The sequence below is a fragment of the Sphingomonas silueang genome, from assembly GCF_040049155.1.
Classification (GTDB): Bacteria; Pseudomonadota; Alphaproteobacteria; order Sphingomonadales; family Sphingomonadaceae; genus Sphingomonas; species Sphingomonas silueang.
The window spans coordinates 260218-285701 of record NZ_JBDZDK010000001.1 but is presented as its reverse complement, the minus strand read 5'-3'; the positions used below and the strand labels follow the sequence as shown (position 1 = coordinate 285701).

The window sequence follows — 25484 nt, the reverse complement described above, 5'->3', positions numbered from 1 at the left end:
GTTCCTCAATAAGGTTTGTCGCGTATCCGTGCCCCGATTAGCGGGAAATCGGTGAAGAAACCATCGACACCGGCGGCCAGCGCATCGGCGATCTCCTGCCCCACCCGGCCATGGACTTCCGGCCCGCCCTCCGCGCGATAGGCGGGCGGCAGGAACAGGTTCTCGGCACGATAGGTCCACGGATGGACGCGCAGCCCGGCGACATGCGCGTCATGGACCAGCGTGCTGCCCGGCAGCATCGCCTTGTTCGGCCCGATCCCGAAGGCATAGGCGGCGACCGCCTTCAGCCCGGCGGGCGTCGCCATGTCGGCGTAGCTTTCCACGCCATGGTCGGCGGGGCCTCCGCTCGCGTCCATCAACTGGATCAGGCGGACCTTTGTGCGGGCCTTCAATGCCTTGAGGTTGTTCACCTCGAACGACTGGATGAACACCGGCGCGTCGGCCCGGTCCCACCCGGCCTTGCGCAGTTGCGCCACCAGCCGTGCCTCCATCGGATGGCCGATGCCCGCGAAATAGCTCGGATGCTTGGTTTCGGGATAGATGCCGATCGTCCGCCCCGTCTCCCGCGTCGCCCGTTTGGCCAGCGCGATCACCTCGTCCAGCGTCGGGATGACCTCGCGCCCGTCATGGGCGGTGTTGGCGGGGCGCAGTTGCGGCAACCGCTCCTTCGCGCGCAGCGTCCGCAGTTCGGCAAGGGTAAAATCCTCGGTGAACCAGCCGCTCACCTGCCGCCCGTCGATCGTCTTGGTCGTGCGGCGTCCGGCGAACTCGGGATGGTCGGCGACGTCCGTGGTGCCCGAAATCTCGTTCTCGTGCCGCGCCACGAACACATCGTCCCTGGTCAGCACCAGATCGGGTTCGATGAAGTCCGCGCCCTGTTCGATCGCGAGCCGGTACGACGCCAGCGTATGCTCGGGCCGCTCGCCGCTTGCCCCCCGATGCGCGATGACGATCGGCGGCGACGACAACGGACGTTCCTCGATCATGCCACTCGCTCCCGTCATCGCCATCGCCAGTACCGCGCCTATCATCTGCGATCCCTTCGCAAGAGGAAACCCTTTGGAACTGCGGCGTTAGCCCGTTCGACCAACGGAGCAGCCCCATGCACTTCACCATCAACGGCCAGCCGCACCAGGCGGAGGTGGACATCCGCACCACCCTCCTCGACCTGCTGCGCGAACACCTCTCGCTCACCGGCAGCAAGAAGGGGTGCGACCATGGCCAATGCGGTGCCTGCACCGTGCTGGTGAACGGACGCCGCATCAACGCCTGCCTGACGCTCGCCGTGATGCATCAGGATGACGAGATCGTGACGATCGAGGGATTGGGCACGCCCGGCGACCTCCATCCGCTGCAAAGCGCGTTCGTGCGGCACGACGGCTTCCAGTGCGGCTATTGCACGCCGGGGCAGATCTGTTCGGCGGTCGGCATGCTGGACGAGGTGGCCAAGGGCTGGCCGAGCCATGTCAGCGCGTCGCTGACCGACCCCGATTTCACCGACGAGGAAATCCGCGAACGGATGAGCGGCAATCTGTGCCGCTGCTCGGCCTATCCCAATATCGTCGATGCGATCCGCGAAGTCGCCGATGCGAAGCAGGCGGAGGCAGCGGAATGAAAATCTTCGACTATGCCAGGGCCGACACCGCCGAGACCGCCGTCAAGGAAGCCGCGCAGCCCGACACCCGCTTCATCGCCGGGGGCACCAACCTGCTCGACCTGATGAAATTGCAGGTCGAGACGCCCGCGCGGCTGGTCGACATCAGCCGCCTGCCGCTGTCCGATATCGAGGAGACGGACGACGGCGGCCTGCGCATCGGCGCGCTGGTGCCGAACGCCGACCTCGCCGCCGATCCCAGGGTGCGCGAACGCTACGAAGTGCTCAGCCGCGCGCTGCTGGCCGGGGCGTCGGGGCAGCTCCGCAACAAGGCGTCGACCGGCGGCAACCTGCTGCAACGCACGCGCTGCTATTATTTCTACGAGACGGCGGCGCGCTGCAACAAGCGCGTGCCCGGATCGGGCTGCGACGCGCGCGAGGGGTTCAACCGCATCCTCGCCGTGCTCGGCACGTCCGACCACTGCATCGCCACCCACCCGAGCGACATGGCGGTGGCGATGCGCGCGCTCGACGCGGTGATCGTGACGCTCGGCCATGACGGCGAGCGGCGGCGGATTCCGATCGGCGACTTCTACCGCCTGCCCGGCGACCGGCCCGATATCGAGAACGTGCTGACACCCGGCGAACTCATCACCCATATCGAACTGCCACCCGCACCCGAAGGGCGACAGACGTACCGCAAGGTACGTGACCGCGCCTCCTATGCCTTCGCACTGGTGTCGGTCGCAGGCATCGTCGCGGTCGAGGACGGCAGGATCGCCGGCGCCCGCCTCGCCTTCGGCGGGCTCGGCCCGATGCCGTGGCGCGACTCCGCCGTAGAGGCGGCGCTGGTCGGCAAGGCACCGTCGGACGAACTGTTCGCCGAGGCGGCCGACCTGCTGCTGTGCGACGCGCGCGGCTTCGGCAGCAACGACTTCAAGATTCCCCTCACGCGCCGCACGCTGATCGCGACGCTCAAGGAGCTGACCGCATGAGCACCAACGCGCTCCGCATGGACAAGCCCGTCGAACATTCGCTGCTCGACGACGGCGTACAGGGGGTGATCGGCAAGGGGCTGCCGCGCATCGACGGCCCGCTGAAGGTTTCGGGCAAGGCGACCTACACCGCCGAATACGACATTCCGGACCTCACCTATGGCTTCCTCGTCCGCGCGGCCTTTGCCGTCGGGCGGATCACCGCGATCGATGCCGAGGGGGCGAAGGCGCTGCCCGGCGTGATCGACGTGGTGGTCGACCTCAAGACCTTCATCCGCAACGCGCAACAGGGCGGCGAGACGAGCGCGCCGACGCAAGGCGTGCGCGACGTCGCCTATTTCGGCGAGCCGGTCGCGATCGTGGTCGCCGAAAGCTACGAGATCGCGCGCGACGCGGCGCAGCTGGTGGTGGTGCGCCACGAACCGGGCGACGGCACCTTCACCTTCGAGGATCATCTCGGCACCGCCGCCAAGCCGCCGCAGGGGTCGATGCCGCCCTATCACCAGCAGGGCGATCTCGACCGCGCGATGGCCGAGGCCGCGCATGTGATCGACAATGTGTGGCGCACCCCGTCGCAGAATTCGGCGGCGATGGAGCCGCACGCCTCGATCGCGGTGTGGGACGATGACGGGCTGACGCTCTACGGATCGCTCCAGATGCCGTCGTCGGACAAGCAGCAACTGGCCAGGTCGCTGGGCGAGCGCCAGTCGAAGGTGCGCATCGTCGCGCGCTATATCGGCGGCGGCTTCGGCTCGAAGCTCGGCATCTCGCCCGATACCGTCGCGACCGCGATCGCCGCCAGGGCGGTCGGGCGGCCGGTCAAGACGGTGATGACCCGCCAGCAGGTGTTCGACGCCACGGTGCGCCGGTCGAACACGCAGCAGCGCTTCCGCCTCGCCGCCGATGCGTCGGGGGTACTCCACGGCATCGGTCACGAGACGCTGTGCTCCAACCTGCCGGGCGAGGGCTATTTCGAGCCTGCCGGACAGGCGACCTCGTTCCTGTACGGCGGCAAGCACCGGGTCATCACCCATGATCTGGTCGAACTGAACCGCACGCTGTCTGGGTCGATGCGCGCGCCGGGCGAGGCGGTCGGGCTGCTGGCGCTGGAAAACGCGATGGACGAGCTGGCCGAGAAGGTCGGCATCGATCCGGTCGAGCTGCGCCGCCGCAACGATCCCGACCGCGATCCGCAGCAGGACATTCCCTATTCGTCGCGCGCACTCACCCGCTGCCTCGACGAAGGGGCGAAGGCGTTCGGCTGGGCGGAGCGCAACATGGTGCCGGGGTCGCGGCGCGACGGCGACTGGCTGATCGGGCACGGCATGGCGTCGACTGCGCGCAGCAATATGCTGCAGCCCAGCGAAGCGGCGGTGTCGATCGGTCCCGACGGGCGGGCGCTGGTCGAAACCGACATGACCGATATCGGCACCGGCACCTATACCATCCTCGCGCAGATCGCGGGCGAGATGCTGGGCCTGCCCCTCGCGCGGATCGACGTGCATCTGGGCGATACGAAGTCGCCGCCGGGCGCCGGTTCGGGCGGATCATGGGGCGCGCAGAGCAGCGGCTCGTCGGTCTATCTCGCCTGCGAGGCGCTGCGCAAGAAACTGGCCAAGGCAATGGATGCCGATCCCGCCGAGCTGACGCTGAAGGACGGACAGGCGATCGCGGGCAACCGGCAGGTGCCGATCGCCGATCTGGTCGGGGACGGCATCACCGCCAAGGGATCGATCGAGCCGGGCAAGCAGGAGAAGCTGACGACGCAGGCAAGCTACGGCGCGCATTTCTGCGAGGTGAAGGTCCATGCCGTCACCGGCGAGGTGCGCGTGACCCGCTGGCACGCGACCTTCGCCGCCGGGCGCATCCTCAACGAACAGACCGCGCGGTCGCAGTGCATCGGCGGCATCGTGTTCGGCATCGGCGCGGCGCTGACCGAGGAACTGGTCCATGACGACCGCGACGGGCGCAACGTGAACCACGATCTCGCCGAATATCATGTGCCGGTCCATGCCGACATTCCGCCGATGGACATCGTGTTCCTCGACGAACGCGACGTCCACGCCAACCCGCTGCACGGCAAGGGCATCGGCGAACTGGGCATCGGCGGGGCGGGTGCCGCCGTGACCAACGCGATCTACAATGCCACCGGGGTCCGCGTGCGTGACTATCCCGCGACGCTCGACAAGCTGCTGGAGGGGTTGCCGACGATATAAGCTCCTCCCCGTGCCGGGGAGGATTTGCGCAAAAGCCCCTGTTCGCATTTGCGGCAACCCCGGCTGTCATGTATCTGACCCGCAGACCGGGCGGGCGTGCCGCCCCCAAGCTGACCGAGCGAGCATCATGGCCGAAATCCGTTTGCCCAAGAACAGCGTCGTCCAGAAGGGCACGACCCACAAGTCGCCGACCGGGGGCCGGATCAAGCGTTTCAAGGTATATCGCTACGACCCCGATTCGGGGAAGAACCCGCGCTACGACGATTTCGAGATCGATCTCGACGAATGCGGCCCGATGGTGCTCGACGCGCTCATCAAGATGAAGTCGGAACAGGATTCGACGCTCACCTTCCGCCGTTCGTGCCGCGAGGGCATCTGCGGGTCGTGCGCGATGAACATCGACGGCCGCAACGGCCTCGCCTGCACCACCGCGATCGAGGACATCAAGGGCGAGATCCGCATCACGCCGCTGCCGCACATGGAAGTCATCAAGGACCTCGTTCCCGACTTCACCCATTTCTATGCGCAATATGCCTCGATCAAGCCGTGGCTCCAGACGGTGACGCCCGAACCCGCGGGCAAGGAGCGGCTCCAGTCGCCCGAGGACCGCGCGAAGCTCGACGGGCTGTACGAGTGCATCCTGTGCGCCTGCTGCTCGACCTCGTGCCCCAGCTACTGGTGGAACAGCGACAAGTTCCTCGGCCCCGCGATCCTGCTCCAGGCCTATCGCTGGCTGGCCGACAGCCGCGACGAGATGACCGGCGAGCGGCTGGACGAGCTGGAAGACCCCTTCCGCCTCTATCGCTGCCACACGATCATGAACTGCGCCAACGTGTGCCCCAAGGGGCTGAACCCGGCCAAGGCGATCGCCGAGATCAAGAAGCTGGAAGTCGAACGCGCGATCTGATCGGCGCTACGTATACCCGTTTGGTTCGAGCAGCTTCGAGCGAAGTCGAGAAGCGTCCGTCGAGAACGGGGTGACACCCCCCGGTTCTCGACAGGCTCGAACCAAACGGATTTGCTGCTTCCATGACCGTCCTCGCCCGTTACGACAGCCTCGTTGCCGCAGGCGAAGTGCGCCCCGACCCCGAACAGCGCGCCGCCGCGCAGCGCCTCTCGCGCCTCGCCGCCGAACTGGACGCGCCGCCGAAGCGCGGGCTGTTCGCACGCCTGACCGGGCGTGACGCCGCTTCGCCGCGCGGCGTCTATCTCTGGGGCGGGGTCGGGCGCGGCAAGTCGATGCTGATGGACCTGTTCTACGACTGCGTCGCCGAACCCGCCAAGCGCCGCGTCCATTTCCATGCCTTCATGCTCGAGGTCCACGCCCGCCTCGCGGCAGAGCGCGCCAAGGAGGTCGGCAATCCGGTGCCCCCGGTCGCCGAGGCGCTGGCGAAGGACCTGAAGCTGCTGGCCTTCGACGAGATGGTCATCAACAACACCGCCGACGCGATGGTGCTGTCGCGGCTGTTCACCGAGATGATGACCCACGGCGTCACCGTCGTCGCCACCTCCAACCGCCCGCCGGTCGATCTCTACAAGGACGGGTTGCAGCGCGCCAGCTTCCTGCCGTTCATCGCACTGCTGGAACAGAACCTCGACGTGCTGCCGCTGAACGGTCCGGTCGATTATCGCCGCGACCGGCTGGGCGCGGTCGATACCTGGCTGGTGCCCAACGGGCCGGAGGCGACCAAGGCGCTGTCCGCCGCCTTCTTCCGCCTGACCGACTGTTCGGTCGAGGATCGCGCGCGCGTGCCGTCGCTGGACCTCGACGTCGGCGGCGGGCGCACGCTGCACGTGCCCAAGGCGCTGAAGGGCGTCGGCGTGTTAAGCTTTTCCCGCCTGTGCCGCGAGGCGCGCGGCGCGCCCGACTATCTGGCGGTGGCGCGGACGTTCCACACGGTGATCCTCGTCGGCATCCCCATCCTCGGGCCGGAGAACCGCAACGAGGCGGCGCGGTTCGTGACGCTGATCGATGCGCTGTACGAATATCGCGTGAAGCTGCTGGCGGCGGCGGATGCGCAGCCGGGCGACCTCTACCCCACCGGCGACGGACGGTTCGAGTTCGACCGCACGATCAGCCGGCTGGAGGAAATGCGCTCGGAGGAATATCTGGCTGCGGGGCATGGCGAGGGGTAAGGCCCGCGCCGCACCCTACCTACCCCGTTTGCTTCGAGCGCAGGTTCGAGCGAAGTCGAGAACCGCTGTCGAGAAGGCCCCGCCCCGCACGCCACGTTCTCGACGGACGCTTCTCGACAGGCTCGAAGCTGCTCGAACCAAACGGCAAAGGACGGGGCTTACCCCCGCCGCGCATCCGCCTTCTTCGTCCTGAGCGTCGCCGACGCCGCCGCCGGATCGTCGGGCCATGGATGGCGCGGATAGCGCCCGCGCATCTCCTTCGACACGTCGCGCCATGACCCGGCCCAGAAGCCCGGCAGGTCGCGCGTCGTCTGGATCGGGCGTCCGGCGGGCGAGGTGAGGCTGAGCGTCAGCGGCACGCCCGCGACGGTCGGGTGCACCGCCAGCCCGAACAGCGCCTGTACCCGCAGTTCGACGCGCGGCCCCCCTTCGGCGGCATAGTCGATCGCATGGCTCGATCCCGCCGGACTCTCGAACCGGGCGGGGGCGCGGGCACGGACCTGCTGCATCCAGTCCCACCCGGCCTGTCCCTCCAGCGCATCGTGCAGCGCGCCCGGCTCGATCGCATCGAGCCGCCGCTTGCCCGCCAGCAGCGGCGGCAACCAGTCGTCGAGCGCCGCCAGCAGCGCCGCATCGCCCAGCGGATCGTCCTTCCCCAGCATCGCCGCGACATAGGCGGAACGACGGCGCAGCGCGTCCGCCCCCTCCCGCCATGGCAGCAGCGACAGGTCGCGGCGCACCCCCTCCAGCAGCGCGGCGGCGATCTCCTCGCGCGAGGCGGCGGCATCCGGCCCCGACGACAACCGCACCGCGCCCAGCCGCCGTTCGCGTAGCGCGGTGATGCCGCCGGTCGCGGGGTCGAAGGTCACGGTGCGGCGCGTCTCGATCCGGTCGCCGAACAGTTCCTCGACGGTCGCCACATCGATCGCGACGGCGGACAGGATGCGCGCGCCCGCCGCCTGCCCCTGGGTCTCGGCTACCGCCAGCCATTCGGTCGAGGCGAACCCCGCCCCCTCCAGCCGGAAGCCGCGCCCGCCGACCGAGGCCCAGCGCTCGCCCGCAGCGTCGCGCCGCTTCGCGATGCGATCGGGGAAGGCCAGCGCGACGCTGCGGGCGAGCGCGTCGGCGGGCGGATCGTCGCGGCCCGGCACCATCCGGCACCAGCGATCGGCAAGGCGGCGGGCGGCATCGGCCCGCTGCCCCCGCTCCGCCCGCCAGCGGCGGCGACGCTGGTCGAGATCGACATCGCTGCCCCCCAGCCCGCGTTCGCCGAGCAGCACCGCGACCTCGGCGGCGGCGCGGGCATGCCCCTGTTCGCCCGCACGGATCAGCATATGCGCCAGCCGCGGCGCGAGCGGCAGCGCGGCGATGGCGAGGCCGTGCGGCGTCGGGCGACCGTCGCCGTCGATCGCCTCGATCGTCGCGAGCCGCCCCCGCGCCTCCTGCACCGCCGCGTCGCTGGGCGGATCGAGCCAGCGCAGGGTCGTCGGATCGCCCACCCCCCATTTGCCGCATTCGAGCACCAGCGCCGACAGGTCCGCCTCCAGTATCTCGGGCGGGTCGAAGCGCGGCAGCCCGGCGGTGGCGGCGGTTTCCCACAGGCGATAGGCGACGCCCGGCCCCTGCCGCGCGGCACGGCCCGCGCGCTGGGTGACGGCGGCCTGACTCGCCCGCTCGGTGGTCAGCCGCGTCATCCCCGCCGCCCGGTCATAGCGCGGACGGCGCGCCAGCCCCGAATCGACGACGATGCGGATGCCGTCGAGCGTCAGCGAGGTTTCGGCGATGCTCGTCGCCAGCACGATCTTGCGCCGCCCTTCCGGGTCCGGCGCGATCGCGGCACGCTGTTCGTGCGGCTGCAACGTCCCGTGCAGCCGGTGCAGCACCGCCCCGTCGGGCACGCGCAGCCGTTCGGCGGTACGCTCGATCTCGGCGACGCCGGGCAGGAAGGCGAGGATGCCGCCTTCGGCTTCGCCCAGCGCGCGGTGGATCGCGGCGGCGACCGCATCCTCGATCCGCGCTTCGGCATTGCGGCCGATGTGGCGCAGGTCGAGCGGGAAGGAGCGCCCCTCGCTCTCGATCACCGGCGCGTCGTCCATCAACGCCGCGAACCGCTCGCCGTCGAGCGTGGCGGACATGGCGAGGATGCGCAGGTCGGGCCGCAGCGCCGCCTGTGCATCGAGCGCGAGGGCGAGGCCGAAATCGCTGTCGAGGCTGCGTTCGTGCACCTCGTCGAACAGCACCGCCGATACCCCCGCCAGTTCGGGGTCGCCCTGGATGCGCGCGACGAAGATACCCTCGGTCATCACCGTCACCCGCGTCGCCGCCGAGCGTTTGCTGTCCATGCGCGTGGCATAGCCGAAGGTCTTGCCGACCGCCTCGCCCGCGGTCGCGGCCATGCGTTCGGCGGCGGCACGCGCGGCGATGCGGCGCGGCGAGAGCAGCAGGATCTCGCCGTCGACCCATGGCTCGCTCAGCAGCGCCGGGGCGACCGCGGTGGTCTTGCCCGCGCCGGGCGGAGCCACCAGCACCGCCGAACTGCGTGCGCGGAGCGTATCGAGCAGGTCGGGCAGGACGGCATGGATCGGGAGCATGCGCGTCAGGTAGCGCTGTTTCCCGCCGGTTGGGAGGGGGCGCACCGGTTCACTCCGCGATCATCCGCCGCATCGCCCGCCCGACGATCCGGGTCCGCGCGACACGGGGCAGCAGCGCCAGCGGCCAGGTCAGCGCCTTGCCCACGCGACCGGGGACCACCGTACCCGACCGCCCCAGCGCATGATGGATCGCCGCCGCGACCCGATCGGGCGTGTCCGCCGCGTCCATCCGCATCGTCGCGCGCGCGGCGAAGCCGGTGTGGACCGGGCCGGGCGCCACCGCCAGCACGTCCACGCCGCGCGGGGCCAGTTCGTGGCGCAGCCCCTCGGCCAGCGACTGCACATAGGCCTTGGTCGCGGCATAATGCGCCGAATACGGCACCCCCTGCCACCCCAGCACCGACCCGAACAGCACCAGCCCCCCGCCCCCGCGCGCGACCAGCCGCTGCGCGAAACCGTGGGTCAGCACCAGCACCGCCCGGCAGTTGAGGTTTAGCATGTCCAGTTCGCGCGCGATCGGCGAATCGATGAACGCCCCCGACCCGCCGAACCCCGCGGCGAGTACGGCAAGGCCGATGTCGAGGTCCGCGGTCGCCGCCAGCAGCCGATCCGCCCCGTCCGGCGCCGACAGGTCGAGTGCGATCGGCCGCACGGTCACGCCATGGCGCGCGCGCCATGCCGCCGCCGACGCATCCAGCACGTCGGCGCGGCGGGCGACGAGCACGAGGTTGACGCCGTCGGCGGCCAGCCGCTCCGCCACTGCCTGCCCGATGCCGTCCGATGCGCCCGTCACCAGCGCCCAGTCGCCATAGCGCGTCGGCGTCCGTCGTCCTGTTTCCCGTCGCATCGCATCCGCCCTTCGCCGTGCCGGTGGCCGGATATCTCCTGCCACGCCGCCAATGTCGATCCGGCGGCGACGAGGGCTGGCGATTTCCGATAATCGTGATACAAAGTCTCATGCTTGCACCATCGGCACCTGGCCCGACCGCCTCGATTTCAGGATTCGCGCCCTTGGCGCGCGCGGTACGCCGGGCGACATGCCGGCGACCTTCGCCGCAGCGGTCCCGCAGGATCGTCACCGCCAGGACATCGCGCGCGGCGTGACCGATCGAGACACCGTTCGACGGGCGGGCGTATGCGGCCTCCACACACCGCTCCTGCCATCGGAGAAACCACCCATGTACCGCGATCCCGCCTTCCTCGCCGATCTGGTCGCGATCCGCCGCGATATCCATGCCCATCCCGAACTGGGCTTCGCGGAGCATCGCACCGCGGCGATCGTCGCCGATGCGCTGCGTGCCGCAGGGCTGGAGGTCGCGACCGGGATCGGCGGGACCGGGGTGGTCGGCACGCTGCGCAACGGCGGCGGCAATGCGTCGCTCGGCTTTCGCGCCGATATGGACGCGCTGCCCTTCGCGGAGGAAACCGGCGCGTCCTATGCCAGCACCGTCCCCGGCGTGTTCCACGGCTGCGGCCATGACGGACATACCGCGACGCTGATCGGCGCGGCGCGGCATCTGGCGGCGACGCGCGATTTCTCCGGCACGATCCACTTCATCTTCCAGCCCGCCGAAGAGGGTCAGGGCGGCGCGCGCGCGATGATCGCGGACGGGCTGTTCGATCGTTTCCCGTGCGACCGGGTGTTCGCCTTGCACAACTGGCCCGACCTGCCGCTGGGCAGCGCGCGCACGCGCCCCGGACCGATCATGGCCTCCGCCGACAAGTTCCGCATCACCGTGACCGGCATCGGCGGACATGCCGCGCTGCCGCACCAGACGCCCGACGCGATCCTCGCCGCCGCCGAGCTGGTGCAGCAGCTCAACACCATCGTCGCCCGCCGCGTCCCCGCGCATGAATCGGCGGTGCTGTCGGTCACGCAGGTCCATGGCGGCCTTGCCCACAACGTCCTGCCCGCGAGCGTGGAGATCGTCGGCACCGTCCGCACCTTCTCGGGCGCGGTGCAGGACCGGATCGAGGCGTCGATCCGCGCGATGGCGGCAGGCGTCGCGCTGTCGAGCGAGACGCAGGTCGCGGTGGAATACGACCGCTACTACCCCGCCACGGTCAACGACGCCGATTGCGCCGACCTCGCGCTGGAGGCGGCGCGCGCGGTGTGCGACGATGTGGGCGTGGCGGGCGATCCGTCGTTCGCCTCGGAGGATTTCGCCTTCATGCTCGCCGCGCGCCCCGGTGCGTATCTGTGGCTCGGCCAGCGCGACGACGATCACACCGCCGCGCTGCACCAGCCGCGTTACGATTTCAACGAAGCGCTGCTGCCGATCGGCGTCGCATGGTTCGACGCGCTCGCCCGGCAGCTGCTGCCGCGCGAATAGGGTTCCGCGGGCGCCGCGGCATTTCCCGCGCGGGATGCCGCCGCCGCATCATCAACCACGCCGAGACCGTCGTCGCGCCGCACGAAGGCGCATGACGTTCCTGCTGCCGCGACCGGCCCATCGCAACCGCGCCGCCTCCGGAAAGGATGGCCGACGCCATGTCGCGCGGCACGGACGGCAGCAGGACGGCGACCGTCACCACAGTTCCGGGGGAATGCGCATGCCATATCGACACCTGCTCCTGATCGCCGCCGCGACCGGCGTCGCCCTTGCCGCACCCGTCCAGGCGCAGGTTGCCGCCACCGCCGTGCCCGAGGGCAACACCGCCGATGAGGCAGACGGGGTCGAGGTCGTCGTCACCGGCCAGCGCCGCCAGTACGTCAGCCTCGTCCCGACGATCGAGGTGCCGCAGAGCATCCAGGTCCTGTCGGGCGAGACGCTGGCGCGGGCGGGCATCACCCGGCTGGACAACGCGCTCGACTTTGCGGCGGGGATCGCGCGGCAGAACAACTTCGGCGGGCTGTCGGACGGTTTCGCCTGCCGCGGCCTGGCAGGCGACGAGAACACCGCGAGCAACTATCTGGTCAACGGCTTCAACGCGGCGCGCGGCTATGGCGGGGCGCGCGACACGTCGAACGTCGACCGGATCGAGGTGCTCAAGGGCCCCAATTCGGCGATCTTCGGGCGCGGGGAGCCGGGCTGCACCGTCAACATCATCAGCAAGAAGCCGGGGTTCACCCGCCACGTCGCGGGCGTCCTCTCCTACGGCAGTTTCGGCACGGTGCGCAGCGAGGCCGATGTCAACCTGCCCCTCAGCGGGTTGATAGCGATGCGCGTGACCGGCGCGGCGGAGAAGGGCGGCAGCTTCCGCGGGCTGGACTACAGCAAATACACCGTCACCCCGTCGTTCCTCGCCCGGCTGGGCGACGACAGCTCGATCAGCTACGAACTGGAATATATCCGTCAGGCGGTACCGTTCGATCGCGGCATCGCCACGGTCGACGGCAATCTGCGCACGATCCCGGTCACGCGCTTCCTCGGCGAACCGGGCGACGGGCCGGTCACGGTCGCGGCGCTGGGCCATCAGGCGCAGTTGCAGCACGACTTCGACCCCGACTGGTCGCTGGTGCTGGGCGTCGGCTATCGCGACACCTCGTTCAGGGGCTATTCGACCGAGGCGGAACTGGCCGCCGGGCGGCAGCGGCTCCCTATCGACCGCACCACCCTGTCGCGCCAGCGCCGCTACCGCGACTATGGCACCACCGATCTCACCGTCCGCGGCGAGCTGAGCGGCGAATTCGCGACCTTCGGGCTGACCCACCACCTGCTGGTCGGGGCCGACTGGAACCAGTATGAACTGCACACGCGCCAGAACCGCTATCGCCCGCCCACGGTCGCCAGTCAGGCGGCGGGCAATCTCGCGTCGGGCAACCGGATCGACATCTTCGCGCCGGTATATGGCCGGCTCGCGGCGGTCGGGCCGTTCCAGGATCTGCGCGAGCGGCAATTCTCCTACGGCGTCTATTTCCAGGACCAGGTCGATGTGACCGGCGCGCTGAAGGTCCGGTTCGGTGGCCGCTTCGACGATTTCGAGCAGGTCGTCGACAACCGCATCGACGGCATGCGCACCGGACAGACCAGGACCGCGTTCAGCCCGTCGGTCGGCGCGGCCTATGTCGTTTCGGACGCGGTGTCGCTCTATGCCAGTTACGGGCGCGGCTTCCGCCCCAACACCGGCGTCGATTTCCGGAACCAGGCCTTCACGCCGGAACGCACCACGTCGTACGAGGTCGGTGCGAAGCTCGCCGCGCTGAACGGTCGGCTGACCGGCACGATCGCGCTGTTCCGGGCCGACAAGACCAACGTGCTGTCGGCCGATCCGGTCAATTCGGGTTTCTCGCTGGCGGTCGGCAAGGCGCGCAGCCGGGGCGTCGAAGCCGAACTGTCGGGCAAGCTGCCGCACGGCTTCCGGCTCCAGGCCAACTATGCCCATATCGATGCCGAGGTCGGGCAGGACGCGATCGATCCCAATTTCGGCTTCGCGCTGCGCGAGGGCGATCCGCTGCTCGGCATCGCGAAACATGCCGCCAGCGTGCTGCTGTTCAACGACTTCACGCTCGGCACGCTGCCCGCGTCGCTGGGCGTCGGTGTCAACTACGTCGGGGAGCGGCTGGGCGAGACCGGCTATCGCTTCCCCGACGGGTCGTTCTTCCTGCTGCCGTCCTATACCCTCACCCGGGTGATGGCCTCGATCGAGCCGACCGGGCATGTCAGGTTGCAGGGCGAAGTCACCAACCTGTTCGACGAACCCTATTTCCCCGGCGGCTATTCGCGGCTGTGGGTGATGCCGGGCGCACCGCGCCAGTTCATGGTGCGCGCGGGGTTCAGCTTCTGACGATCGACGCATTGCGCGTCTTCGATCGGGTACCTTGCGGCGCGGGTGCGATCGTGTCGGTCGCGACCCCGCATGCGGCGGACCGCCATGACGGTGGTCTCGCCGTCGCTCATGGTGCGTCCCGCCGGGCCGCCGCAGAATTCCGGCATCTCGCGGCGCGACGTCGGCACGGCAGTAGGGTTCGTGGGACCGATCGGCCGGGTCGGCGGCGTGGTATCAACGCTGGCGATCGGGCAGGCGACCGACCGCTTCGGCTTCGCCCCGATCTTCGCCTGCCTGTCGGTATCCTACCTGATCGCCGGCCCGCAGCATCTTCCCCCCGGCGGAGGAACGCGCGAAGGTTGGAAGCGCCATCTCCGTGACCCCGGGCGGAACGCCGGTATCGGCCCCGGCCGGACCCTCAGACGTCGAGATGCGCGGTGCGCTGGCGCTTGGCGCGCAGGCTGCGGCGCAGTTCGGCGACGGCCTGTTCCTCGCTCGCGACCAGCAGGCCTTCCAGCGCGGCGGTCAGGTGCCGCCGCATCGCCGCCCGCGCCGCCAGCGGATCGCGGGCGCGCAGCGTGTCGAGGATCGCGGCGTGATGCTCGACGATCGGGCGCACGTCGAACGCGCGCACCTTCGCATCGAGCAGCGCGCTCTCCGCCGATCGCTCGCGCTGTTCCCACAGCCGGTCGATCGTCTCGAGGATCGCGTTGTTGCGCGTGGCGCGGGCGATCACGGTGTGGAAGGCACGGTCGGCACGGTGCCTGCCGCCGACGGTCGCATTCTCCGTCTCGATCGCATCGACCAGCTCGGCAAGCTCGGCCAGTTCGGCGTCGGTGATCTGCTGCGCGGCCAGCGCCGCCGCCTCGGCCTCGAAGATCAGCCGCGCCTCCGCCACCTCCAGCGCCGACACGCTGAAACTGGGTTCCGCGTCGTTGCCCGGCAGCGCCACGACATGCGCGCCCGATCCGATCCGCACCTCGATGAAGCCCTGCACCTCCAGCGCGATCAGCGCCTCGCGCACCACCGGTCGGCTGACGTCGAAACGCTGCGCCAGCTCGCGTTCGGCGGGCATGCGGGTGCCGATCGGATACAGGCCGTCGCGCAACTCCCCCAGGAGTATGCGCGCCAGTTCGCGGTACAGGCGATCCGAATTGGGCGTCGGCATGGTCATGCCGCCAATAGGCTGCGTGACACCCGACAGGTCAAGCACCATCGCACCGATGCTGTCAGACAGGCGCCCGGCGCCGCGCTACCAGTTCCACAGGGTGCCGTCGGCCAGCCGCGCGATCGGCAACTGGCGGGGGTCGTACGGATATTTCGCGGCCAGTGCCTCGTCGATGTCCACCCCATGGCCCGGTGCCTCGCCGCAATAGAGATGGCCGTCGGCGAAGCGATAGTCGTGCGGGAACACCGCGTCGGTCTCCGGCGTGTGGCGCATATATTCCTGAATGCCGAAATTGGGCACCCAGCTATCGAAATGCAGCGCGGTGCCCATGGTGACGGGCGACAGGTCGGTCGCCCCGTGGCAGCCGGTGCGGATCTGGTACAGCGCGGCGAGATCGGCGATCCGGCGCAGGTGCGTCACCCCGCCCGCGCCGACGATGGTGGTGCGGATATAGTCGATCAGCTGGTTCTGGATCAGATCCTTCGCATCCCAGATCGTGTTGAAGATCTCGCCCACCGCCAGCGGCGTGACGGTGTGCTGGCGGATCAGCCGGAACGCCTCCTGATTTTCCGCCGGGGTCGCATCCTCCAGCCAGAACAGCTGGTACGGCTCAAGCATCTTGCCGAGGTTCGCCGCTTCCTGCGGGGTATAGCGATGGTGCGCATCGTGCAGCAGATGCGGCTCGAAGCCATAGGTTTCGCGCAGCTTGTCGAACAGTTTGGGGATGTAGTTCAGCGCCTTGCGCGTGTCCCACCCGGTCACTTTCGCCAGCGCGGCATCGGCGGGTTCGTAGAAGGCGGTGTCGCGCGACACGCCATAGACGTTCTCGACGCCGGGCAGGCCGGTCTGCGCCCGGATCGCCTTGTAGCCTTGGTCGATGTAGCGCCCGACCGCATCGACCGTCTCCGCGATATCGGCCCCGTTGGCGTGGCCATAGACCATCAGCCGGTCGCGGCTGCGCCCGCCGAGCAGATTGTAGAGCGGCGTGCCCAGCGCCTTGCCCTTGATATCCCATAGCGCCACGTCGACGGCGGCGATCGCGCGCATGGTCACGGGGCCGCGCCGCCAATAGGCACCGCGATACAGCAGCTGCCAGATGTCCTCGATCCGGCGCGCGTCGCGTCCGATCAGCAGCGGGCAGACATGATCCTCGAGATAGGCGACGACCGATTTCTCGCGACCGTTCAGCGTCGCGTCGCCGATGCCGTGGATGCCCTGATCCGTGACGATCTTCAACGTCACGAAATTGCGCCCCGGCGAGGTGACGATCACCTTCGCTGCAACGATCTTCATTCCTACCTCTCCATTATTGGTAAGACAGGTTTACGATCCATATGAAAGATTGTCCAGACAGGATGCTACTCGCCCGGACCCGCTATGCGGGCCGGATCATCGCCGTGCCTGCCGCCGCGCAGGCGGCGACGAGGCCCGCATGCCCGGCATCGGTGACGAGATAGTCGACGTCGGTCATGTCGCCGATCCGCACCGGCGCGGCGCGGCCGATCTTCGATCCGTCGGCGGCGAGCAGCACCCGCCGGGCGTGGCGGATGATCGTCTGCGACACGCGCACCTCGTCCACGTCGAAGTCGAGAAACGTGCCGTCGGGGTCGAGCGCGGAGGCACCGATCAGCGCCATGTCGACCTTGAACCCGCGGATGAAGTCGGTGGCGAGCGCGCCGACGACCGCACGGTCGCTGGCGCGCACCCGCCCGCCCGCCGCGATCACCTCGATCGACGGGCGTCCGCCAAGAATGTCGACCACGTTGAGATTGTTGGTGATGACCATCAGGTCGCGGTGATCGGCCAGCGCACGGGCGATCGCCTCGGTCGTGGTGCCGATGTTGATGAACAGGCTGGCCCCGTTGGGCACCAGTTGGGCGGCGGCGGTACCGATCGCCGCCTTGACCGGCGCGGCGACGGCGCGGCGTTCGGGATAGGCGAGATTGCCGGTGCCCGACGTGACCACCGCACCGCCATGGACCCGCGCCAGCATCGATTGCCGGGCGAGGAGGTTCAGGTCCTTGCGGATCGTCTGCGGCGTGACCGCCAGCCGCCCGGCCAGTCCGTCCACGCTCACGCTGCCGGTACGCCGCGCGATCGCGAGGATCTCGGCATGGCGCGCCGCGACGATATCCGGGGCGGCGGGCTTCACGCCGCCCGTGCCGCCCGGTCGGCGAGATAGCGATCGATCCGGTCGCGCGTCCCCTCGGGCACATGCAGCCCGAGCTTGCTGCGGCGATAGAGGATATCCTCCGACGTCCGCGCCCATTCGACGGCGACGAGATATTCGACTTCCGCGACGGTCAGCCCGCCGCCCAGATCCTCGCCCAGATCGGCGGGCGTCGCCGCATCGCCCAGCAGCACGCGCGCGCGCGTGCCATAGGCGCGCGCCAGCCGCCGCAGCAACACGGGCGGCATCGCGGGGTACTCGCCCTGAAGCGCGCCTACGAACCCGTCGAAATCGGCATCGGCGATGTCGCCGCCCGGCAACACGGCACCCGCCGTCCACGCCGCTCCGGCTTCGGGGAAAAAGGGTGCGAGTTCGCGCATCGCATGCTCGGCGAGCTTGCGATAGGTCGTGATCTTGCCGCCGAAGATGTTGAGCACCGGCGCCCCCTCCCCGCCCGCCGTATCGACGTCGAGCACATAGTCGCGCGTCACCGCCGAGGCATCGGCCGACTTGTCGTCATACAGCGGCCGGATGCCCGCATAGCTCCACGCGATGTCCGCCTCGCCGACGGGCTTCGCGAAATAGCGCGCGATCGTCTCCAGCAGGTAGCGCGTCTCGGCGGGACCGATCGTCGCCCGGCCCGGTGCGTCGGTCCAGGGTTCGTCGGTGGTGCCGACCAGCGTGAAATCGCGTTCATAGGGAATGGCGAAGACGATCCGGCGGTCGTCGTTCTGGAGCATGAAGGCATGGTCGCCCGCGTAGAGTTTCGGCACGACGATATGGCTGCCCTTCACCAACCGCACGCCGCGGTCGGCGCTGCTGCCGCCGACGCGCCCGATGACGTCGCCGACCCATGGCCCGGCGGCGTTGACCAGCACCCGTGCGCGCACGCGCTGCATGCCCGCCGCATCCTCGATCGTCGCGATCCAGCCGCCGCCGTCGCGCCGCGCATCGACCAGCCGGGTGCGCGTCCGGATCTGTGCGCCCCGCTCCGCCGCGTCGATCGCGTTGAGCACGACGAGGCGGCTGTCCTCGACCCAGCAGTCCGAGTAGACGAACGCCCGCCCCTTTCGCGGCGAAAGCCCGTCGCCGAGCGGCGAGCGCGCCAGCGACACGGTGCGCGTGCCCGGCAGCGTCCGTCGCCCGCCCAAATGGTCGTAGAGGAACAGGCCGAGCCGCACCATCCACGCCGGGCGCGGCGACCGGTTCTGCGGCAGGACGAACGACAGCGGCCAGATAATGTGCGGCGCCATGCCGAGCAGCCGCTCCCGCTCGACCAGCGCCTCGCGCACCAGGCGGAATTCGCCATATTCGAGGTAGCGCAGCCCGCCATGGATCAGCTTGGTCGAGGCGGACGAGGTATGTCCGGCCAGATCGTCCTGCTCGACGAGCAGCACCGACAGCCCGCGCCCGGCGGCATCGCGCGCGATGCCCGCGCCGTTGATGCCGCCGCCCACGATCAGCAGGTCGACCTGTTCCACTGCCTGCTCGGCGATGATGCCGTCCCCGGTCCGCATGAGACTTCGGTACACGATGTTTCGGAAAACCGAAATCGTTGACGCTCGTACGAAAGCATTTAAGCTCGATAGCGAAAACAGGGGAGTTTGCGGTGGCGTCGCACATTCTGGTGATCGATCAGGGTACGACCTCGACGCGCAGCATCATGTTCGACGACGCAGCCCGTCGGGTGGCGATCGCCCAGGCCGAGTTTCCGCAGCATTATCCCGCCCCCGGCTGGGTCGAACATGATCCGGAGGATATCTGGCGCGATACGCTGGCCACCGCGCGACAGGCGATCGGGCAGAGCGGCGTCGCCCCTTCGGCGATCGCCGCGATCGGCATCGCCAACCAGCGCGAGACCGTCGTCGTGTGGGACCGCGCCACCGGCGAACCGGTCCACCGCGCGATCGTGTGGCAGGACCGGCGCGGCAGCGACATGTGCCGACAGTTGAAAGCCGACGGGGTCGAGGATCTGGTGCGCGCGCGCACCGGCCTGCTGATCGATCCCTATTTCTCCGCGACCAAGCTCGCGTGGCTGCTCGACCATGTCGATGGTGCGCGGGCGCGGGCCGAGCGCGGCGAGCTGGCGTTCGGGACGATCGACTGCTTCCTGTTGTGGCGGCTGACCGGCGGCGCGGTGCATGCGACCGACGTGACCAACGCCGGTCGCACGATGCTGTTCGACATCCATCGCGGCGAATGGGACGCGGAGTTGTGCCGCCTGCTGCGCGTGCCGATGGCGCTGCTGCCCGCGGTGCAGGGCAACGCCCATGTCTATGGTACCACCGCGCCCGACCTGTTCGGCGCGGCGATCCCGATCGCGGGGATGGTGGGCGATCAACAGGCGGCGCTGTTCGGTCAGGCGTGTTTCCGCCCCGGCATGGCCAAGTCGACCTATGGCACCGGCTGTTTCCTGCTGCTGAACACCGGCACGGATGCGGTCGCGTCGCAGCACCGGCTGCTGACCACCCCCGCCTATCGCCTGAACGGCAGGACGACCTATGCGCTCGAAGGATCGATCTTCGTCGCGGGCGCGGCGGTGAAGTGGCTGCGCGACGGGCTGGGCGTCATCACCTATGCCGGCCAGACCAACGACATGGCGACCCGCGTGCCCGACAGCCACGGCGTGTACATGGTGCCCGCCTTCGTCGGCATGGGCGCACCCTATTGGGATCCGGACGCGCGCGGCGCGATCTATGGCCTGACGCTGGGTACGACGGCGGCGCATCTGGCGCGGGCGGCGCTCGAATCGGTCGCCTATCAGACGATGGACCTCGCCGAAGCGATGCAGGCCGATGCCGGACACGGCCCGGCGATCCTGCGCGTCGACGGCGGCATGGCCGCGAACGACTGGCTGTGCCGCTTCCTTGCCGACCTGATCGACACGCCGGTCGAACGCCCCGCCGACCTCGAGACGACGGCGCGCGGTGCGGCGTTCCATGCCGGGCTGGCGACGGGGGTATGGTCCGGCCTCGACGCGCTGGAGCGGCTGTGGTCGCGCGAACATTGCTTCGAGCCGAACATCGCCCCCGCGACCCGCGCGCCGCTGGTCGCCGGATGGCGCGACGCGGTCGCCCGGACGCTCGGCCCGCCGCGATGAAGCGGCGCCTGCTGATCGGCAACGGGAAGATGCATGGCGACGGTCGCCGGACAGCCCGCCGCGCCGGGCGTGGACGTCGCGCTCGTTGCAGCCAAGGTCCGCGCGGCACAGGCGGCAGGGCTGCGCGTCATGCTGCACGTCGGCGAGCCGATCGCGGCGGCAAGCTCCTCGGCGCTTCGATCGTCGCTTCCGATGGCGACCATTCGGGGCATCTGGTCACGCTGGCGATCGAACGCGGGATGAGCGTTGCCGACTTCGCCGATCAGCCGTGGCATCATCCGACGGTCGCGGAACTGTTGCAGACCGCGGCGCGCGACCCGCTCGGTACCGACGAATGATCTTCGAGTGGCTCCGATACGGAATGCCTCTTGCTATTCATTTGCTATTCATCAGATGGAATTGGGAATGGTACAGCCGACTATCGGCTTTCAAAAGTCGACGTTGGCCGAGAGCCACAGTCGCCGTCCTTCCTGATTGATCGCGTACGCAGGGGTAAAGACCGTGTTCGCGCCGCTGCGATAGGGTTCGTAGATCGCGTAGTCGGTATCGAGGATGTTGTAGACCGCGGCCGAAAGGCGGAATGCGGACGTCACCTGATACGACCCGCCGATATGGAACAGTTCGTACGCGCGGAAATCGCCCAGCGCGCGTTGCTGATCGTTGTTGCCGCGATACCGGCTCGAGCGGACTTCGGCACGGCCCCACAGGTTCGCCCGCTCCGATAGCGTCCAGCGCAGATTGCCGTTCACCATATGCCGGGGGATGCCGACCAGCGGGCGGCCCCGCTCGGCGCCGCTCAGTTGCTCGGTTTCGGTATAGGTATAGTTCGTCACCAACGAGACGCCCTTCGCCAATGCCAGCCGACCGGCGGCCTCGATCCCGCGCGTACGGGCCTTGTCGATGTTGATCGACTGGCTGAACAGGTCGACCGCGGGGAACGGCCCGACGTCGAGGCAGTTCGGCCGGTTCGGATTGCCGGCGAAGCGGCAGTTGGGAATGCCCGGCCCGGCGGCGATCTTGTCGGTGAAGTCGTTGTTGAACAGCGTGACGTTGCCGCTGAAGATGCCTTTTCCGTCGAAATAGATGCCGGCTTCGTAGCTCGTGCCGGTTTCGGGGACGAGGTTCGGCGTGCCGAGCAGCGGTATGCGCCCCTGGCCGCCGAAACCGATGATCCCTTCCGCGATCTGTTCGACGCGCGGCGTCTTGAACCCGCGACTGACGCCGCCTTTCACGGTCAGCGCATCGCTGACGTTCCACACGGCATAGGCACGCGGCGACCATTTGCTGCCGAAGGTCGAATGATCGTCGTAGCGCACCCCGCCGGTAAGATTGAACCCATCGGCCACGGTAAGCGTGGCTTCGGCGAAGCCCGCCCATTGGGTGAAGGCAAACGGCTCGGGGGCGACGCCCTCGACCATTCGCGCCCGCCAATATTGCCCGCCGAGGGTGAAGGCGACCGGGCCTCGTCGACCGGCGAAGCGCGAATCGACGATGTCGTTGCGCGCCTCCAGCGTGCGCGGACTGCCCGGCACCTTGCCCGGCGTACCGTTGGGGATGAGGCGGCCGATCGTCTCGGTATCGTTGCGGGTCACCGTCGTATCAAGCGTGCCGAGCGCCGTGCGCCAGCTGTGCGCGACGACATAGTTGCTGCGGTTGAAGCGTTGTTCCGGGGCATAGCCCCCCGACCCCAGCGTGCCGAGCTGGCCATCGCTGTTGTCGTAGGACTGGGTGTTGCGATCGAACTCGATCCACAGGTCGTGATCGGCGTGCGGCGTCAGCGACAGGCGTCCGCCATAATTGTAGACGTCCGACCGGACCGGATTGCGGCCGAGCGTGAGCGCGGGATCGCCGGGAATGGGAATGTCCGATCCCTCCCGGTGGAACAGGCTGCCGCGCAGCGTCAGGCCCAGCAGGTCGCGCACCACCGGCCCCTGTGCGAAACCATTGACCGACTGGATGTTGCCGAACCGGTCGTCGCCCTGGATCGTGCTTTCGGCGGTCGCCGTACCGACCCAGCGGTCGCCGACCTTGCGCGTGATGATGTTGATGACCCCGCCCATCGCGTCCGATCCGTACAGCGTCGACATCGGCCCGCGCACGACCTCGATCCGGTCGATGGCCGAGAAGGGCGGCAGGAAGCTGGTCGAGGTTTCGCCGAAGCCGTTGGGCGTGACCCCGCCCGGGGCGTTCTGACGGCGGCCGTCGAGCAGGACGAGGGTATAGTCGCCGGGCATGCCGCGGATCGAGATGTTCAGTCCGCCGGTCTTGCCGGCTTCGCCGCCGACATCGATACCCTGCACGTCCTGCAACGCCTCCGCCAGGCTGCCGAAGCGCTTTTCCTCGAGGTTCGCACGGTCGAGCACCGAGATGCTCGCCGGCGCCTCGACGATGCGTTGCTCGTACCCGGAAGCGGTCACGACGATATCGGCGTCGACGGTATCGGTATCGCTGGTTCCTGCCTGCGTCTGGGCAGCGGCGGGTGCCAGTGCCAGCGCGCAAACCATTCCCATCCCGGCCCCGATGGCGCGATATCGTCCCGTCATTCCAACCCCCTTACTATTGCGACTGATTAGCATTTGCGACGCAATTGGCGGAAGGATGGCGAGAATGCCAACCATATTGCCGGCAGATCAAAAAACGTAACGGGCGGGCAACATTGTTTCACATTGCCGGGTGACAATCCGCCTCGGACACGCACGCCCCGCTTCGAGCTTGCTAATGATAATGGATCGCATTATTCGAGCAGGCAGAGGGGCAGATGGCGGACGTCAGTTTACAAACCGAATCGGACACGCAGAAGCGGCGGGCAGCACGCAAGCGCCCGCGCAACTGGCGTTCGTGGTGGGCCAAGCAGATCATCGCATGGCACTGGATCAGCGCCGGGGTCGCGCTGGCGGCGATGCTGTTGTTCGCGGTGACCGGCATCACGCTGAACCACGCCGGATCGATTTCCGCCGAACCCGTGGTCGCGGAACGCACGGCGACCCTGCCCGCCGGCCTCACCGCCGCGCTTGAACCCGCCGCCCGCGCCGGGGGAAGCTTGCCGCCATCGGTCGCCGCGATGGTGGAAACGAAGGTCGGACTGGATGTCGAAGGCCGCCCGGTCGAATGGTCCGAGGGCGAGGCCTATATCGCCCTGCCCCGCCCCGGCGGCGACGGCTGGGTCAGCATCGACCGGGCGAGCGGAGCGATCCGCGCCGAGACGACCGACCGGGGATGGATCAGCTACCTCAACGACCTGCACAAGGGGCGCAACACCGGGACGGCCTGGTTCTGGTTCATCGATATCGTCGCCGTCGCCTGCGTGCTGTTTTCCATCACGGGCCTGCTGTTGCTGCAACTCCATGCCAAGCGGCGTCCGTCGACCTGGCCGTTAGTCGTCACCGGCATCGTGCTGCCGGTGGTGCTCGCCGCCTTCCTGATCCATTGACAAGGGGGATTTCTCCGATGCGTATCCTTTCCCTGGCGGTCCTCGGTGGTGCGACCGTCGCCGCCGCGCCCGCGCCGAGCGCAGGCACCGTCTCCATTACCATCCCGCGCCTGTCGGTCGCCGAATATCACCGTCCTTATGTGGCGGTGTGGATCGAACCGGCAGGCGGCGGCGCGGCGCGCACGCTCGCGCTGTGGTACGACGTGCGCAAGAGCGGCGCGGAACCCGGCACCAAATGGCTCGCCGATCTGCGCGCATGGTGGCGCAAGGGTGGGCGCAGCCTGCGCCTGCCCGCCGATGGCGTCAGCGGCGCGACCCGTGCGCCGGGTACGCACACCATTCCGCTGCCCGCCGACCTGCGTCCCGGCGCCTATGTACTGAACGTCGAGGCCGCGCGCGAAACCGGCGGTCGCGAACTGGTGCAGGTGCCGCTGACCGTTCCCGCCAAGGCGGCCCGCGCGAGCGGATCGCACGAACTCGGCGCCGTCACCATCGCCGCCCGCTGACCTCTTGCAAAAGGAATTGCCGATGCCCCGTTTCGCCCGGCGCCTGCTCGCCGCCGCCGTTCTCCTGTCGATCCCCGCCGGCGTATCCGCGCATCGCCTGTGGCTGCTGCCGTCGGGAACGGTCTTCTCGGGCACCGACAGCTGGGTCACGGTCGATTTCGCGGCGTCGAACGACCTGTTCTACGCCGATCACCAGCCCGGCCGGATCGATGGCGTCAAGGTGTGGCAGCCGGACGGCAGCGCCGGTCAGGTACAGAATGGCGCGACCGGCCGCTATCGTTCGGTGTTCGACGTAAAGCTCGACAAGCCCGGCACGTGGAAGATCGGGACCGAGATGTCCGGGCTGATGGGCAGCTTCAAGGTAAACGGCGAGGAACGGCGCGTCGGCGGCCGTGGCGGCCCGCCCGGGCCCGATGGCGTACGCCGGCCGCCGCTGACGGTCGCCGACATCCCCGCCGATGCGACCGAGGTGAAGCTGACCGAAACCAGCAGCCGCAACGAGATTTTCGTGACCGCCGGCGAACCGACCCGCACCGTGCTGAAGCCCGTGGGCAAGGGGCTGGAGGTCGATTACGTGACCCATCCCGACGAACTGGTCGCGGGCGAGACGGCACGCCTGCGCTTCCTGGTCGACGGCCGCCCCGCGCCGGGGCTGAAGGTGACGGTCGTGCCCGGCGGCAAGCGCTATCGCAATGCCGAGGGTGCGCGTGAACTCACCACCGGCGCGGACGGGGTCCTGACGGTCGATTGGCCGCAGGCGGGCATGTACTGGCTGAGCGCGACGCACGAGGATGCGAAGCCCACGGCACCGCGCGCGACGGCGCGGCGCATGGGCTATGTCACGACGCTGGAGGTGATGACGCCCTGA

General features: G+C 68.9%; 21 protein-coding genes. 13 read left to right on the top strand and 8 right to left on the bottom strand.

Annotated features, from left to right (window positions below):
- Positions 1-5 precede the first annotated feature (5 nt).
- A complete protein-coding gene (locus ABLE43_RS01255) occupies positions 6-1010 on the bottom strand; it encodes a glycerophosphodiester phosphodiesterase (protein WP_348976806.1) in 1005 nt (334 codons plus the stop codon).
- 92 nt (positions 1011-1102) lie between these two features.
- On the opposite strand from ABLE43_RS01255, the gene ABLE43_RS01250 reads away from it, so the two are divergent.
- The 5 genes from ABLE43_RS01250 (at position 1103) to zapE (ending at position 6941) form a co-directional block, all read left to right on the top strand.
- A complete protein-coding gene (locus tag ABLE43_RS01250) occupies positions 1103-1615 on the top strand; it encodes a 2Fe-2S iron-sulfur cluster-binding protein (protein ID WP_348976645.1) in 513 nt (170 codons plus the stop codon).
- Positions 1612-2589: an FAD binding domain-containing protein gene (locus tag ABLE43_RS01245; protein ID WP_348976644.1), complete on the top strand. Its 978-nt coding sequence runs from the start codon at positions 1612-1614 to the stop codon at positions 2587-2589. The genes ABLE43_RS01250 and ABLE43_RS01245 overlap by 4 nt, the downstream gene beginning before the upstream one ends.
- Entirely contained in the window at positions 2586-4805 is a 2220-nt protein-coding gene (locus ABLE43_RS01240; protein WP_348976643.1) for a molybdopterin cofactor-binding domain-containing protein, read from the top strand. Before ABLE43_RS01245 ends, ABLE43_RS01240 begins: the two co-directional genes overlap by 4 nt.
- Positions 4806-4932: 127 nt before the next feature.
- On the top strand, positions 4933-5712 hold the full coding sequence (locus tag ABLE43_RS01235) for a succinate dehydrogenase iron-sulfur subunit (protein WP_348976642.1): 780 nt from the start codon (positions 4933-4935) through the stop codon (positions 5710-5712).
- Positions 5713-5834: 122 nt separating this feature from the next.
- Positions 5835-6941: a cell division protein ZapE gene (gene zapE, locus ABLE43_RS01230; RefSeq protein WP_348976641.1), complete on the top strand. Its 1107-nt coding sequence runs from the start codon at positions 5835-5837 to the stop codon at positions 6939-6941.
- Between the two features lie 158 nt (positions 6942-7099).
- Here zapE and hrpB read toward each other — a convergent pair whose 3' ends face one another.
- Both hrpB and ABLE43_RS01220 read right to left on the bottom strand, forming a co-directional pair.
- Positions 7100-9532: an ATP-dependent helicase HrpB gene (hrpB, locus tag ABLE43_RS01225; RefSeq protein ID WP_348976805.1), complete on the bottom strand. Its 2433-nt coding sequence runs from the start codon at positions 9530-9532 to the stop codon at positions 7100-7102.
- A gap of 49 nt (positions 9533-9581) precedes the next feature.
- Positions 9582-10379, bottom strand: a complete 798-nt coding sequence (locus tag ABLE43_RS01220; protein WP_348976640.1) for an SDR family NAD(P)-dependent oxidoreductase — start codon at positions 10377-10379, stop codon at positions 9582-9584.
- Positions 10380-10710: 331 nt separating this feature from the next.
- On the opposite strand from ABLE43_RS01220, the gene ABLE43_RS01215 reads away from it, so the two are divergent.
- Positions 10711-11865 (top strand): M20 aminoacylase family protein, encoded by a 1155-nt coding sequence (locus ABLE43_RS01215; RefSeq protein ID WP_348976639.1) that lies wholly within the window; start codon positions 10711-10713, stop codon positions 11863-11865.
- Between the two features lie 220 nt (positions 11866-12085).
- Positions 12086-14260 carry a TonB-dependent siderophore receptor gene (locus tag ABLE43_RS01210; protein ID WP_348976638.1) on the top strand — a complete coding sequence of 725 codons (2175 nt, stop codon included), beginning with the start codon at positions 12086-12088 and terminating at the stop codon, positions 14258-14260.
- A 400-nt stretch (positions 14261-14660) separates the two neighbouring features.
- Here ABLE43_RS01210 and ABLE43_RS01205 read toward each other — a convergent pair whose 3' ends face one another.
- From ABLE43_RS01205 to ABLE43_RS01190, 4 genes are all read right to left on the bottom strand, one after another.
- A complete protein-coding gene (locus ABLE43_RS01205; RefSeq protein WP_348976637.1) occupies positions 14661-15458 on the bottom strand; it encodes a FadR/GntR family transcriptional regulator in 798 nt (265 codons plus the stop codon).
- Positions 15459-15494: 36 nt separating this feature from the next.
- Positions 15495-16703, bottom strand: coding sequence for a D-mannonate dehydratase ManD (gene manD, locus ABLE43_RS01200; RefSeq protein ID WP_348976636.1), 1209 nt, complete (start codon positions 16701-16703; stop codon positions 15495-15497).
- 82 nt (positions 16704-16785) lie between these two features.
- On the bottom strand, positions 16786-17562 hold the full coding sequence (locus ABLE43_RS01195) for a DeoR/GlpR family DNA-binding transcription regulator (RefSeq protein ID WP_348976635.1): 777 nt from the start codon (positions 17560-17562) through the stop codon (positions 16786-16788).
- Positions 17559-19097 carry a glycerol-3-phosphate dehydrogenase gene (locus ABLE43_RS01190; RefSeq protein ID WP_348976634.1) on the bottom strand — a complete coding sequence of 513 codons (1539 nt, stop codon included), beginning with the start codon at positions 19095-19097 and terminating at the stop codon, positions 17559-17561. The genes ABLE43_RS01195 and ABLE43_RS01190 overlap by 4 nt, the downstream gene beginning before the upstream one ends.
- A 146-nt stretch (positions 19098-19243) precedes the next feature.
- On the opposite strand from ABLE43_RS01190, the gene glpK reads away from it, so the two are divergent.
- From glpK to ABLE43_RS01175, 3 genes are read left to right on the top strand one after another with little or no spacing between them, the layout of a single operon-like run.
- The gene (gene glpK, locus ABLE43_RS01185; RefSeq protein WP_425475221.1) at positions 19244-20680 is read left to right on the top strand and encodes a glycerol kinase GlpK; all 1437 of its coding nucleotides are present in this window, start codon (positions 19244-19246) and stop codon (positions 20678-20680) included.
- 33 nt (positions 20681-20713) lie between these two features.
- Positions 20714-20923, top strand: a complete 210-nt coding sequence (locus ABLE43_RS01180) for a hypothetical protein (RefSeq protein ID WP_348976810.1) — start codon at positions 20714-20716, stop codon at positions 20921-20923.
- Positions 20860-21018, top strand: a complete 159-nt coding sequence (locus tag ABLE43_RS01175) for a hypothetical protein (protein ID WP_348976804.1) — start codon at positions 20860-20862, stop codon at positions 21016-21018. Before ABLE43_RS01180 ends, ABLE43_RS01175 begins: the two co-directional genes overlap by 64 nt.
- A gap of 90 nt (positions 21019-21108) precedes the next feature.
- On the opposite strand, the gene ABLE43_RS01170 is transcribed toward ABLE43_RS01175, so the two are convergent.
- A complete protein-coding gene (locus ABLE43_RS01170; RefSeq protein WP_348976632.1) occupies positions 21109-23223 on the bottom strand; it encodes a TonB-dependent receptor domain-containing protein in 2115 nt (704 codons plus the stop codon).
- Positions 23224-23438: 215 nt separating this feature from the next.
- Here ABLE43_RS01170 and ABLE43_RS01165 point away from each other — a divergent pair, with 215 nt between their 5' ends.
- From ABLE43_RS01165 to ABLE43_RS01155, 3 genes are read left to right on the top strand one after another with little or no spacing between them, the layout of a single operon-like run.
- Entirely contained in the window at positions 23439-24110 is a 672-nt protein-coding gene (locus tag ABLE43_RS01165) for a PepSY-associated TM helix domain-containing protein (protein ID WP_348976631.1), read from the top strand.
- A gap of 17 nt (positions 24111-24127) precedes the next feature.
- Complete coding sequence (locus tag ABLE43_RS01160; RefSeq protein ID WP_348976630.1) at positions 24128-24616, top strand: DUF2271 domain-containing protein; 489 nt, start codon at positions 24128-24130, stop codon at positions 24614-24616.
- Between the two features lie 22 nt (positions 24617-24638).
- The gene (locus tag ABLE43_RS01155) at positions 24639-25484 is read left to right on the top strand and encodes a DUF4198 domain-containing protein (protein WP_348976629.1); all 846 of its coding nucleotides are present in this window, start codon (positions 24639-24641) and stop codon (positions 25482-25484) included.

Bases quoted from the DNA above. Each gene is read 5' to 3' on its own strand.
- ABLE43_RS01170 (WP_348976632.1), bottom strand. From the start codon at position 23,223: ATGACGGGACGATATCGCGCCATCGGGGCCGGGATGGGAATGGTTTGC.
- hrpB (WP_348976805.1), bottom strand. From the start codon at position 9,532: ATGCTCCCGATCCATGCCGTCCTGCCCGACCTGCTCGATACGCTCCGC.
- ABLE43_RS01220 (WP_348976640.1), bottom strand. From the start codon at position 10,379: ATGCGACGGGAAACAGGACGACGGACGCCGACGCGCTATGGCGACTGG.
- ABLE43_RS01180 (WP_348976810.1), top strand. From the start codon at position 20,714: ATGGCGACGGTCGCCGGACAGCCCGCCGCGCCGGGCGTGGACGTCGCG.
- glpK (WP_425475221.1), top strand. From the start codon at position 19,244: ATGTTCGACGACGCAGCCCGTCGGGTGGCGATCGCCCAGGCCGAGTTT.
- ABLE43_RS01215 (WP_348976639.1), top strand. From the start codon at position 10,711: ATGTACCGCGATCCCGCCTTCCTCGCCGATCTGGTCGCGATCCGCCGC.
- ABLE43_RS01205 (WP_348976637.1), bottom strand. From the start codon at position 15,458: ATGGTGCTTGACCTGTCGGGTGTCACGCAGCCTATTGGCGGCATGACC.
- ABLE43_RS01255 (WP_348976806.1), bottom strand. From the start codon at position 1,010: ATGGCGATGACGGGAGCGAGTGGCATGATCGAGGAACGTCCGTTGTCG.
- manD (WP_348976636.1), bottom strand. From the start codon at position 16,703: ATGAAGATCGTTGCAGCGAAGGTGATCGTCACCTCGCCGGGGCGCAAT.
- ABLE43_RS01235 (WP_348976642.1), top strand. From the start codon at position 4,933: ATGGCCGAAATCCGTTTGCCCAAGAACAGCGTCGTCCAGAAGGGCACG.
- ABLE43_RS01250 (WP_348976645.1), top strand. From the start codon at position 1,103: ATGCACTTCACCATCAACGGCCAGCCGCACCAGGCGGAGGTGGACATC.
- ABLE43_RS01160 (WP_348976630.1), top strand. From the start codon at position 24,128: ATGCGTATCCTTTCCCTGGCGGTCCTCGGTGGTGCGACCGTCGCCGCC.
- ABLE43_RS01210 (WP_348976638.1), top strand. From the start codon at position 12,086: ATGCCATATCGACACCTGCTCCTGATCGCCGCCGCGACCGGCGTCGCC.
- ABLE43_RS01240 (WP_348976643.1), top strand. From the start codon at position 2,586: ATGAGCACCAACGCGCTCCGCATGGACAAGCCCGTCGAACATTCGCTG.
- ABLE43_RS01245 (WP_348976644.1), top strand. From the start codon at position 1,612: ATGAAAATCTTCGACTATGCCAGGGCCGACACCGCCGAGACCGCCGTC.
- ABLE43_RS01155 (WP_348976629.1), top strand. From the start codon at position 24,639: ATGCCCCGTTTCGCCCGGCGCCTGCTCGCCGCCGCCGTTCTCCTGTCG.
- ABLE43_RS01190 (WP_348976634.1), bottom strand. From the start codon at position 19,097: ATGCGGACCGGGGACGGCATCATCGCCGAGCAGGCAGTGGAACAGGTC.
- zapE (WP_348976641.1), top strand. From the start codon at position 5,835: ATGACCGTCCTCGCCCGTTACGACAGCCTCGTTGCCGCAGGCGAAGTG.
- ABLE43_RS01165 (WP_348976631.1), top strand. From the start codon at position 23,439: ATGGCGGACGTCAGTTTACAAACCGAATCGGACACGCAGAAGCGGCGG.